General features: G+C 62.4%; 9 protein-coding genes and 3 tRNA genes. 9 read left to right on the top strand and 3 right to left on the bottom strand.

All coding sequences use genetic code 11. The annotated features are described in order from the left end of the window. A tRNA-Lys gene (locus tag OOZ51_RS02490) sits at window positions 1-76 on the top strand. A gap of 69 nt (window positions 77-145) precedes the next feature. After that, window positions 146-221 (top strand) — tRNA-Lys (locus OOZ51_RS02485). A gap of 112 nt (window positions 222-333) precedes the next feature. Here the strand turns inward: OOZ51_RS02485 and OOZ51_RS02480 are convergent. Beyond that, window positions 334-822: a MarR family winged helix-turn-helix transcriptional regulator gene (locus OOZ51_RS02480; protein WP_265977288.1), complete on the bottom strand. Its 489-nt coding sequence runs from the start codon at window positions 820-822 to the stop codon at window positions 334-336. Between the two features lie 109 nt (window positions 823-931). Here OOZ51_RS02480 and bcp point away from each other — a divergent pair, with 109 nt between their 5' ends. From bcp to OOZ51_RS02445, 7 genes are all read left to right on the top strand, one after another. Beyond that, the gene (gene bcp / locus OOZ51_RS02475) at window positions 932-1405 is read left to right on the top strand and encodes a thioredoxin-dependent thiol peroxidase (RefSeq protein WP_265977287.1); all 474 of its coding nucleotides are present in this window, start codon (window positions 932-934) and stop codon (window positions 1403-1405) included. Window positions 1406-1523: 118 nt separating this feature from the next. Then, window positions 1524-1605, top strand: a tRNA-Leu gene (locus OOZ51_RS02470). A gap of 132 nt (window positions 1606-1737) precedes the next feature. Next, window positions 1738-3405, top strand: coding sequence for an ABC transporter substrate-binding protein (locus tag OOZ51_RS02465; RefSeq protein WP_265977286.1), 1668 nt, complete (start codon window positions 1738-1740; stop codon window positions 3403-3405). A 79-nt stretch (window positions 3406-3484) separates the two neighbouring features. After that, on the top strand, window positions 3485-4990 hold the full coding sequence (locus OOZ51_RS02460) for a malate:quinone oxidoreductase (protein WP_265977285.1): 1506 nt from the start codon (window positions 3485-3487) through the stop codon (window positions 4988-4990). A gap of 64 nt (window positions 4991-5054) precedes the next feature. After that, window positions 5055-8276, top strand: coding sequence for an efflux RND transporter permease subunit (locus OOZ51_RS02455; RefSeq protein WP_265977284.1), 3222 nt, complete (start codon window positions 5055-5057; stop codon window positions 8274-8276). A 126-nt stretch (window positions 8277-8402) separates the two neighbouring features. Next, complete coding sequence (locus OOZ51_RS02450) at window positions 8403-9536, top strand: LLM class flavin-dependent oxidoreductase (protein ID WP_265977283.1); 1134 nt, start codon at window positions 8403-8405, stop codon at window positions 9534-9536. Beyond that, the gene (locus tag OOZ51_RS02445) at window positions 9533-9997 is read left to right on the top strand and encodes a MarR family winged helix-turn-helix transcriptional regulator (protein WP_265977282.1); all 465 of its coding nucleotides are present in this window, start codon (window positions 9533-9535) and stop codon (window positions 9995-9997) included. The genes OOZ51_RS02450 and OOZ51_RS02445 overlap by 4 nt, the downstream gene beginning before the upstream one ends. Window positions 9998-10013: 16 nt before the next feature. Here OOZ51_RS02445 and OOZ51_RS02440 read toward each other — a convergent pair whose 3' ends face one another. After that, window positions 10014-10820: a transglutaminase-like domain-containing protein gene (locus OOZ51_RS02440; protein ID WP_265977281.1), complete on the bottom strand. Its 807-nt coding sequence runs from the start codon at window positions 10818-10820 to the stop codon at window positions 10014-10016. Between the two features lie 80 nt (window positions 10821-10900). After that, a complete protein-coding gene (locus OOZ51_RS02435; protein ID WP_265977280.1) occupies window positions 10901-11716 on the bottom strand; it encodes a hypothetical protein in 816 nt (271 codons plus the stop codon). Window positions 11717-11747: the final 31 nt, after the last annotated feature.

Genomic DNA, 11747 nt, shown 5'->3' with positions numbered 1-11747 from the left:
GCACCTCTAGCTCAATTGGCAGAGCAATTGACTCTTAATCAATGGGTTCCGGGTTCAAGTCCCGGGGGGTGCACCAAGGGAAGGGCCCTTGAGCGGCAATAGCTGCTCAAGGGTTATTTCTTTGCGTTGTGAGCAACAAACAATTGCACCTCTAGCTCAATTGGCAGAGCAATTGACTCTTAATCAATGGGTTCCGGGTTCAAGTCCCGGGGGGTGCACCAAAGAAAGATCCCTGGATGGCCGAGACGCCACCCTGGGATCTTTTTTGCTTTTCGGCCTGCTCCGCCCCGGACCGGCCGCCTCGCGGTGTCCCGAACCGGCCGCCTCGCGGACCTAGTTCGGGACGTCGTCGTGCGATGCGCCGGAATCGGCCGCGGCCACAATGACATTTACGGCGGCCGCGGAATGGTTGTTCGCCAGTTCGCGCACCAGGGCTTGAAGTTCCCGCCGCAGTTTGGCGGTATCCACGGGAACGGGTTCAAGAACTTCCCGCTCCAACTGCGTGGCGAGCCCGAGCGTGCGCTCCCCCGCTTCGGTCAGACTGACCACTTGGCTTCGGCGGTCCGAAATGCCGCGAGCGCGGCTGACATGGCCGTGCGCTTCCAGCCTGGCGAGGGTCTTCCCCATGGTCTGCGCCTGTACGCGGACAATCTGTGCGAGCATCGACTGCGTGGTGGGTCCCTTGACGGCAAGCACTTCCATGACAATGACCCCGGCGTGGGTCAGCCCCATACCGCGTAATTTCTCATTCCAGGCGTGCTCCACGAGCCGCGCCGCCGTGGAGAGCAGGCGCCCGGTGGGCCACCGTTCCATGTCAGGCATAAGGGCCAGTATATCGGCCAGGGCGTATCGATCTGGTTCGGGTCCAATTCGTGAAGCGAACAGCTCGTCACTAAGCTGGGTGCTCGCGAACCCAAGCAAGGAGCATAGTATGGCGGAACGACTCATTCCTGGCGGCGTTGCCCCCGATTTCACCCTCAAGGACCACACTGGCCGTGACGTCAGCCTGGCCTCCTACCGTGGCCGGAATACGGTCATCTATTTCTACCCGGCGGCGTCCACCCCGGCATGCGCGAAGCAGGCCTGCGATTTCCGGGATTCCCTCGAAACTCTTCGTGCCGCCGGTTACGAAGTCCTTGGCGTCTCTCCGGACACAGTGAAGGACTTGGAAAAGTTCGTGGCCGAGGAATCCCTGACCTTTCCCCTGCTGTCCGACGAAGGGCACCACGTAGCTGACGCTTACGCGGCTTGGGGAGAAAAGAAGAACTACGGACGCACTTACGAAGGGCTGATCCGATCCACGATCGTGGTGGACCCCGACGGCAAGGTAGCCGTGGCCCAGTACAACGTGCGGGCCACCGGACATGTTGCGAAGCTCCGCAGGGACCTCAAGCTCGACAAGTAGCCACGACATGCCCGCGTCGGGCGACGGCGGAACGGCCGGCGCAAACCACGGGTACAATAGAGCGCGGTATGTGCCCGGGACGCAAGAGACCCTGAATCCCGGCCAGGTACCAGCACCAGCGCGAGTGGTGAAATTGGCAGACACGCAGGATTTAGGTTCCTGTGCCTTCGGGCGTGGGGGTTCAAGTCCCCCCTTGCGCACACGTCTGAAGTGCCCCGGTCCTTGACCGGGGCACTTCAGTTTTCAGCCGGGACTCAGGCCCCTGAACTAGACTGGACTGCGGTCCGGCTGCCACGGGCCTTCGCCCGTCCAACTGCCTTGAGGGGACAAGAGTGGTAAGCAGCAAGCTTCGCCGTGTCACGCTACAAATCGGCGCAGGCCTTCTGGCCGTGGCCTTGACCTCGTGCACGGTAGCCCCTGGTCCGGCACCGTCAACATCGGCCGCGGGGGATGCACCGCCGGAGCCGAGCAAGACGTTCAACTTCGGCACCCCGTCGATGCCGCTTGGACTCGACCCCGCCCTGACGAACGACTCGGAGTCGTATCGCGTCACTCGGCAAGTGATGGAAGGCCTTGTGGGCGTGGATGCTTCCACCGGGCAACCGACGCCTCTTCTGGCCACAGCATGGTCCCAAGGAAATGACGGACTCAGCTACGACTTCACGCTGCGCACAAAAGTCACTTTCCACGACGGAACAGCCTTTGATGCCGCCGCGGTCTGCAGCAACTTCAACCGCTGGTTCAACCTTCCGGCAACCGTGCGCCAACAAGTGCCCGGCATTCCCTTCAAGAGCGTCTTCAAGTCCTTCTCGGACGACGCCACTCTCTCCTTATTCAAGAACTGCAAGGCGATCTCAGCCGACCACGTCCAGATCAACTTGGCGAAGCCCTTCACCGGATTCCTCCAAGCCTTGACCCTGCCTGCTTTCGCAATGTCGTCCCCCAAAGCGATGGCCGAAGGCACCGCGAACGTCCTGGACAAGAAATTGGCAGGGCAACCGGCGTCGTCGTATGCCTCCCATCCCGTCGGCACCGGCCCGTACGTCTTCTCCTCCTGGAGTCAGGACCGCATCACCCTTACGAGCTACAAGGGTTACTGGGGCGATCGCGGACAGATAGCTACAGTCAACTTCATTCCGTTCGACCATCCACAAGGTCGCCTTCAGGCCCTGCTGGCGGGCACAATCGACGGCTACGACCTCGTCACCGCCGGAACCTTCGACCAACTGGTCAAGAAGGGCATGCAGATCGTCCAACGGGATCCGTTCTCCGTGATGTACCTGGGAATGAACGAGTCCGTGGGTCCCCTCCAGAATCTTGGAGTCCGCCAGGCAATCGAAATGGCCATCGACAAAGAGACCCTTATCCATAAGTTCTTTATCGACAACACGTCACCGGCATCCCAGTTCGTTCCGCCCAAGCTGAGCGGATTCAACAACAATGCTCCGGCGCTCGGGTACGACCCGGACAAAGCCAAGCAGCTGCTCGCTAAATCCGGCTACAAGGGCGAAGAACTCAAGTTCTACTACCCGCTCAACGTCACCCGCGCCTACATGCCCACCCCGGAAAAGATCTACGCGGAGATCAGCGCCGAGCTGACCGCCGTCGGGCTCAACATCAAACCGGTGCCTGTGAGCTGGGACGATGGCTACCTCCAGAAGGTCCAATCGCCGGGCGATCATGCGCTCCACCTACTCGGCTGGAACGGCGCCTACTCGGATCCGGACAACTTCGTGGGCACCCTTTTCGGTGAGAACAATGGCGAGTTCGGCTACAGCGATCCGCAGGTGTTCTCGAAAATCGACCGAGCCCGTGGGCTCCCTGACGGCTCCGACCGCAACTCCCAGTACCAGACCATCAATGCCCAAGTTGCCGCAACCGTCCCGGCGGTCCCCATTGCCTTCCCCATCTCGGCCTTGGCTCTCTCCGACCGCGTCGAGAAGTACCCTGCATCGCCTGTCTTAAACGAAGTTTTTACAAACGTTCGCCTGAAGTCTTGACGGGCCGCCGCAATTTCAGTTATGTGCCCACGCGGGGATATTCTGTGACAGCCAGTGCCGCCGCTATCGGAGATTGATCGTGACCTTCATTTCCAAGACACACCACGCTGACGTCGTCCTTATTGGGGGCGGAATCATGAGCGCAACCCTCGGTGCGTTCATCAAGCAACTCGAACCCAGCTGGACCATCTCCCTCTTTGAGCGACTCGACGAAGCCGGCCTTGAAAGCTCCGGACCGTGGAACAACGCGGGAACCGGACACGCAGCGCTCTGTGAGCTTAACTACTCCCCCGCAGCGAAGGACGGTTCTGTTGACCCGTCCAAGGCCCTGCACATCAACGAGCAATTCCAGCTTTCCCGGCAGTTCTGGTCCCACTTGGTGGACAACAAGTTGATCGGTTCCCCGAAGGGCTTCATCAACACCGTTCCGCACATGAGCTTTGTCATCGGCGACAAGCATGCAGACTTCCTCAAGACCCGTTACGAAGCACTCAAGCCCAACACGCTCTTCCGCAGCATGGAGTACACGGAAGACCAGGCACAGATCGCCAAGTGGGCTCCCTTGATCGTCAAGGGCCGCGACGCCAAGCAGCGCGTGGCCGCCACCCGCGCTGCGGAAGGCACCGACGTCGACTTCGGGGCCTTGACCCGCGAGCTGACCGGCTACCTCGCCAACAACGGCGTTGAAGTCAATTACGGCCACGACGTCACCAATGTGCGCAAAGCCTCCGACGGCGGCTGGGACCTTTCGCTCAAGCACCCCGCTTCCGGCGAACACGGCCAGATCCACGCCAAGTTCGTCTTTGTCGGCGCCGGCGGTGGAGCACTCCACCTGCTGCAGGCATCCGGCATCCCGGAGAGCAAGGGCTACGGCGGTTTCCCGGTCTCGGGCCAGTTCTTCCGCTGCACCGACGGGGCCATCGCCAGCCAGCATAGCGCCAAGGTGTACGGCCAGGCCTCCGTAGGCGCTCCGCCCATGTCGGTGCCGCACCTCGACACCCGCTACGTCGACGGCAAGCGTTCCCTGCTCTTCGGCCCGTACGCCGGTTTCTCCACGAACTTCCTTAAGACCAGCAGCTACCTTGACTTGCCGCTGTCAATTCGTCCGAGCAACATCATCCCGATGCTCGCCGTGGCCAAGGACAATATGGACCTGACCGCCTACCTGATCAAGGAAGTGGCCAAGCGCCACGATGCCAAGGTGGAGTCCCTCCGCGAGTACTACCCCCAGGCCGACGGCGGCAACTGGGAGCTGATCACAGCGGGCCAGCGTGTGCAGATCATCAAGAAGGACTCCCGAAAGGGCGGCGTGCTGCAGTTCGGAACCGAGGTCATCACGGCTCGCGACGGCTCCATCGGCGCACTGCTCGGCGCATCGCCTGGTGCATCCACCGCAGTCCCGATCATGATCGAGATGCTGCAGCGATCCTTCCCGAAGAACTTCAAGGGCTGGCAATCGAAGCTCAAGGAAATGATGCCGGGCTACGGCGTCAAGCTGAACAACAACCCGGAGCTTGCCGCGGAACTGGAAGCGAGCACCGCCCGTTCGCTCCAACTCGAGGCTGCCAACGCAGTCCAGCACTAGTATCAGTCCGGGCTGCGGCCAGTTCGAGACACGAGACAGACCGTAGATCCCGGGAGACAGTGCAATGTTCCGTCTGGCAAGGCTTTCACTGGCGAACAGGGCATTGATCGCGCTGATCACCGTTTTCGCTGCGGTGTTCGGCGTGATCACCATGTCCTCCCTCAAGCAGGAACTCATTCCCTCGATCGAGTTTCCGCAGATTTCGGTGATCACGGCCATGCCGGGCGCGTCTCCGGAAGTCGTCGACAAGCAACTCAGCCGGCCCCTCGAATCAGCATTGAACAGCGTCGAGGGCCTCGAATCGACCACGTCGACATCGCGGAACGGCGTTTCGCAGATCACCATGGTGTTCACCTACGGTTCGAACCTGGACCGCGCGCGCAACCAGATTGATCGCGCCATCTCCAACGCGAAACGGGTACTACCGGCCAATGTCGAGCCCCGCTCCTTTGCCGGGAGCATCAGCGACTTCCCTATCGTGTTTTTGGCCGTGTCTTCGGACAAGCCGCTGAGTGAGCTGAACACGGACCTCCAGCGGCTCAGCGTTCCCCGGCTGCAGAAGCTGGACGGGGTCCGCAGCGCCGACGTAACCGGCGGGGCAACCCAGCACATCCTGATCCAGCCCAAGGCCCAGGCCATGGCCGCAACCGGCGCCACGGTCCAGTCGCTCACAAACGCCCTCAAGAACAACGGCACGCTGGTTCCCGCCGGGACCATCGAGGACCAAGGCAAGACCTTGTCCCTCCAGATCGGCAGCCCCGTGGACTCCCTCGATGTCATCAAGGGCTTGCCGCTGGCCGGGGCCAAGGGCGGTACCACCATCGGCACCGTCGCGGATGTGAGCATCAAGGACGACGCCGCGACCTCCATTACCCGCACCAACGGAAAGCCGACACTGGCGTTGTCCGTTACGAAGAAACCCGAGGGCGATACGGTTGCCATTTCGCACGCCGTCAAGGATTCCCTTGCCCGGATGGAGGCAGAACTCGGCTCCAATGCGCACTTCACCCCCGTGTTCGACCAAGCCCCGTACATCGAAAAATCGATCAAGGACCTCACCACGGAGGGGCTGCTTGGACTGGGCTTCGCCGTTGCCGTCATCCTTGTGTTCCTGATGTCCGTTCGCTCCACCTTGGTGACGGCGGTGTCCATTCCCCTGTCCCTCCTGATCACATTCATCGGAATATCGGCAACGCACTACTCGCTGAACATCCTTACGCTGGGCGCGTTGACCATTGCGATCGGCCGCGTGGTGGACGACTCGATCGTGGTGATCGAGAACATCAAACGCCACCTCAGTTATGGCGAACACAAGCTCGCGGCAATCCTCAATTCCATCCGGGAAGTTGCGGGGGCCATCACAGCGTCCACCCTCACGACGGTTGCCGTTTTCCTGCCGATCGCCTTCGTGGGCAATCTGGCGGGCGAGCTGTTCCGCCCCTTCGCCCTGACGGTGACCATCGCCCTGCTGTCCTCATTGCTCGTGTCGCTCACCATCGTTCCGGTGTTGGCCTATTGGTTCCTCAAGTCCCCATCCCAGTCCGCCGCCAATGACGCCCGTGCCGCCGAGCGCGCTGTTGCCGCTGCGCACGAGGCAGAGCAGCGCAGCCTGCTGCAGCGCGGATACTTGCCCATCCTGGCCAAGACCCAGAAGCACCCGGTGGTGACGATCGTCGCCGCGGTCCTGGTGTTGGGTGGAACAGCAGCCATGTCCCCGCTGCTGGCCACAGACCTGCTGGGAAGCTCCGGTCAGAACAGCATGACCGTGCGCCAGGTTCTTCCCGCCGGTACCAGCCTGGAGCAGACTGGCGCCGCCGCTGCCAAGGTGGAATCGGTCCTGCGCGGGATCAACGGCATCAAGGATGTACAAGTAACGTCAGGCAATGCCCAGACAGGTTTCGCCGCCCTCACGTCAAGTGGCGCCTCGAACTCGACATTCACGGTAGTAACGGACGAAAAAGCCGACCAGCAGAAACTGCAGGACACGGTCCGGGCCGGGCTCGCAAGCGCCGCGGCCGCAGGAAAGGTCACTGTTGGCGCCCAACAGGGCGGCCTGGGCACGTCTTCCAGCGTGGACATCACCATCAACGCCGCCAACGCCGCTGATCTGAAAACCGCGAGCGACGCTGTGGCGAAGGCCATGGACGGGGTACCCGGGAGTTCCGAGGTAGCCACCAACCTGGATGCCAGCCAGTCCGTAGTGCAGGTGAGGGTCGATCGAGCCAAAGCCGTCGCCGCCGGGCTGAACGAGGAACAAGTGGGTGGAGTGTTGGCGTCCACCGTCAGTCCTGTACCCGCAGGCACAGTCCGTATCGACACCACGGATTTTCCGGTCCAAATCGGCGAAGGCACACATTTCAGCAGCATCGCCGATGTCAGGGCCATCAACCTCCCGACGGCGTCAGGACCGGTTCCGCTGTCCAGCATCGCTTCCGTGGACCAAGTGGACACGCCTGTGTCCATCACCAGCAGCAACGGCCAGCGGAGCGCGAAGGTGACCGTGACGCCGTCGGGCTCCAATCTCGGTGCCGTCAGCACGGCCGTCCGTGACCGGCTCGACTCCGTGCAGCTGCCTGCTGGCGTCACTGCCGCGATCGGCGGCGCAACAACGCAGCAGGCGGACTCGTTCCGGCAACTCGGCCTCGCTCTCCTGGCCGCCGTCGCCATTGTGTATGTCATCATGGTTGCCGCCTTCAAGTCCCTCATCCAGCCTCTTATCCTGCTGGTCTCCGTGCCTTTTGCGGCGACAGGTGCCATCGCGTTGCTCCTGGTCACGGGCGTCCCGCTCGGGCTGCCGTCCCTCATCGGCATGCTGATGTTGGTGGGAATCGTGGTGACCAATGCGATTGTGCTGATCGACCTCATCAACCAGTACCGCAAGCCGCACGGCGGCGGCGCCGGAATGAGTGTGGCAGAAGCCATCACCCACGGCGCCCGTCAGCGGCTGCGTCCCATCCTGATGACCGCCCTCGCCACCGTTTTCGCCCTCACCCCCATGGCCCTGGGCATCACGGGTGGCGGCGGCTTCATTTCCCGGCCACTGGCCATTGTGGTCATCGGAGGCCTCGTCTCGTCCACGGCGCTGACCCTCGTCCTGGTGCCGGTGCTCTACAAATTGGTCGAAGGCCGGCGCGAGAAGAAGGCGCTGCTCAAGGCACTCACGCAACGTCCCGACGTCCCGAAGGATGGCACGGCCGGCCATGGCCAGGCAGACCACCTGGACTGGACCACCGGGATGATCCCCAGGGTAACCGGCCGCCGATCGGCTTCCGGCCCCGCCGAGTAAGGCAACACGCCGGGAACAAAATCTTGCCTTGCCCTGTTACAACCAGCGATACATGCAAATGCATCTATCTTGAGATAGACTGTTGGCAGAGCCCGGACACCAATCGGGCAGGCAGAAAGGCACATCATGGAGATCGGCGTATTCAGCGTCAGCGACATCACCACTGACCCCACCACGGGCCATACCCCCACGGAGAACGAGCGCATCAAGGCCGCCGTGGCCATTGCCAAGAAGGTCGAAGAGATCGGCATGGACGTCTATGCGATCGGCGAGCACCACAACCGCCCCTTCTTCTCCTCCTCCCCCACCACCACTTTGGCCTACATTGCGGCGCAGACGGAACGCATCACGCTGTCCACGTCCACCACGCTGATCACCACGAACGATCCCGTGAAGATCGCCGAAGACTTCGCCATGCTCCAGCATTTGGCGGACGGCCGCGTGGACCTCATTATGGGCCGGGGCAACACGGCTCCGGTTTACCCCTGGTTCGGCAAGAACATTCAGGACGGAATCGAACTCGCCGTGGAGAACTACTCCCTGCTGCGCCGGCTCTGGGATGAGGACACCGTCAACTGGAGTGGCAAATACCGCACCCCGCTGCAGAACTTCACGTCCACACCCCGTCCGCTCGACGGCGTCGCGCCCTTCGTCTGGCACGGCTCCATCCGCAGTCCCCAGATCGCGGAACTTGCCGCGTACTATGGCGACGGCTTCTTCGCCAACAACATTTTCTGGCCCAAGGAGCACTACCAGCAGCTGATCGGCCTGTACCGCGAACGCTACGAGCACTACGGCCATGGCAAGGCAGACCAGGCCATCGTGGGCCTCGGCGGGCAGTTCTTCATGCGCAAGAACTCCCAGGATGCGGTGAAGGAATTCCGCCCCTACTTCGACAATGCTCCGGTTTACGGCCACGGGCCTTCCTTGGAAGACTTCACCTCCCAGACGCCCCTGACTGTGGGCAGCCCGCAGGAAGTCATCGAGAAGACGCTGACCTTCCGCGAATACTTCGGCGATTACCAGCGGCAGCTGTTCCTGGTGGACCACGCCGGATTGCCGCTCAAGACCGTGCTGGAGCAGCTGGATCTCTTCGGCGAAGAAGTCCTTCCGGTCCTGCGCAAGGAGTTCGCGGACCGCAAGCCCGCCCACGTGCCTGACGCGCCTACCCACGCGTCCCGCGTTGCCGCTTCCTTGGCCGCTTCATCCAGCGATGATGTGACCGATGCTGTCAGTGACGCCGTCGGGCGGTCGGCGTGAGCACCAAGGCGCCCACCTCGTCGGCCGTGCGCCTCGCCGCAGAAACCTGGGAGTCCTTGTTCCGCTCCCAGGTTGCGGTGATGCGCCGGCTCCAGGCCGGACCGGCGTTCAAGAAACTCCCCATCAAGGAGTATGACGTCCTGTTCACGCTCTCCCGATGCCCCACGGGCAAATTGCGGTTGAACGAGATCAACGATCATGTCCTGCTCAGCCAATCGAGCCTGAGCCGCTTGGTTGACAGGTTGGAGAAGCGCGGACTCGTCGAACGCAGCATCGCCCCCGACGACGGCCGTGGGATCCTTCTTGGGCTTACTGAAGCCGGTCAGGAACTGCAGAAAGAGATCGGCCGTGAGCACATCCGAGACATCGCCGAGCTTGTGGCTCCGGCACTGACGGCCGAGGAACAGCGTGACCTTCTCCGGTTGACCGAAAAGCTGCAAGCATTCGTGGCAAACAAGTAGGCGGCCGTACGGGCGTCTAGCGCAGGACGACGAGCTTTGCCGGATCCTCATCCGGCAGTTCGTCGCCCACTACCGCGGTGACGCTCAAACTCTTCAACGACAAGCTTCCGCCCACCGTGGACAGGAACGCAGTGTCCGACGAATCGCGGCCGGCCGTGATGCGGAGCATGGACTCCCGAGGAGCCAGCCCGGTGGGGTCGATCACGTACCAGGTTCCGCCGATGTGGGCCTCCGCCACGGCATGGAAGTCCATGGGGCTCAGCCCGGGGGCATAAACGGCGGCGAGCCGGGCGGGGATGTCCTTGGAGCGGAGGAGGGCAATGGCGAGGTGGGCGAAGTCCCGGCAAACACCTTTGCGGTGCAGGAGCGTTTCCACCGCACCATCTGTCCCCCGGGAGGATCCACTGATGTAACGCAGTTCGTCGTGGACCCAATTCCGGACGGCTTGCAACAGTTCCTCGCCGTGGAGCCCCCCGAACTCGGCGTACGACGTCGGAAGCAACCGATCGGACTCGGCATATCGGCTTGGCCGCACATAACGGATGAGTTCCATCCGCGAGGACTCATCGGGGAGGCCAACGCCCTTCACCGAGGCCCGGTAATCCACCGTGACCTCGCTGGGTTCGGCGAACTCCATGTAGTGGAAACGTCCACCATGATGGTCCGCCAGCTCAGTGAGCGGAACAGCGTCGCCTTCCACGGTGACTGACAACTCTTCGGTCAAGGATTCGTAGCCCGGATTGGTGGCGACGGCGATTGCCATCGCCACCTTGGTGTTGGCGACGGTCTTGAAAACGAGCTGGGCAGCAACGTTACGTTCCATGGATCTCCGGAGTGTTGCGGCTGGACAACCCATTAATTATGCAGAGTTGGCGCCGGCGAGCGTACGTGTCAATCGTGGTTCTACAGATTGATCTTCAGAGACAGTAGCATCCGCTGGACGTTGGCGAATTCCGAGCCCTGATCGACGTACTTCGCGGCTTGGTCCAAGGTGTCGAAGGACTTCGCGGGCGCCACTACTTCGTCCGTGGCAAAAGCGTGCACTGCGGGCATGTCGCCAAAGTAGTAGTTGCCTTTTCCTGCTGGCCCCGCCACGAGACTCCGGAGTTGGCAGGCCTGGCCGTCAGTTCCGGCCACCATGTTGGTGATGCCGTACGAACCGAAGAACTTGTAGCCCTGAATGACCCTGAACACCACGTGCGGAGGAATCGTGGAACCGCCATCCGCATGGGGCAGGTCAATCGGGACGCTGCTGACTACCACATAAGGCCTCTTGGCGGCCGGACTACAGTCGGCTGGGCTCACTTCAGGCAGTCCTGTGTGCAGGGTCGCCAGATACCCTCCCTTGGCGTCCTTGACCACGATCTTGAGGGCGCCCGGCAAGGAACCGGCGTCGGGCGTGACCGATTGCGCGATCCAGTCGCTTGGAAGATCGAAGCTGACCTTCTTGGCCGCATCCGAATACGTCTTCCACGCCGAGGCCGTAGCCCCCGCCGTCGCCGTACTTCCCGTGGAGGGGCTCCCCGAAGCAGCGGAGGTGCCCGACGGCGGGGCGGTACCCGCGGCCGACGGCGCCGTAGTGCCGGGTGCCGCACTGGTGGACCCTGCCGTCCAGACGGTTCCGCCTTTGCCCTCGGAACTGCAGCCAACCGCGGACACCACAACGAGCGCCCCCACGACGGCGACTGAAAACTGCAACGGGATCCGCTTCGCTCTCATGCGCACCAGCCTAGCGGCGCCCCGCCGCTGC

The sequence above is a fragment of the Arthrobacter rhizophilus genome, assembly GCF_026241105.1.
In the GTDB taxonomy this organism is placed as follows: domain Bacteria; phylum Actinomycetota; class Actinomycetes; order Actinomycetales; family Micrococcaceae; genus Arthrobacter.
This window is presented reverse-complemented; position numbering and strand designations above follow the sequence as displayed.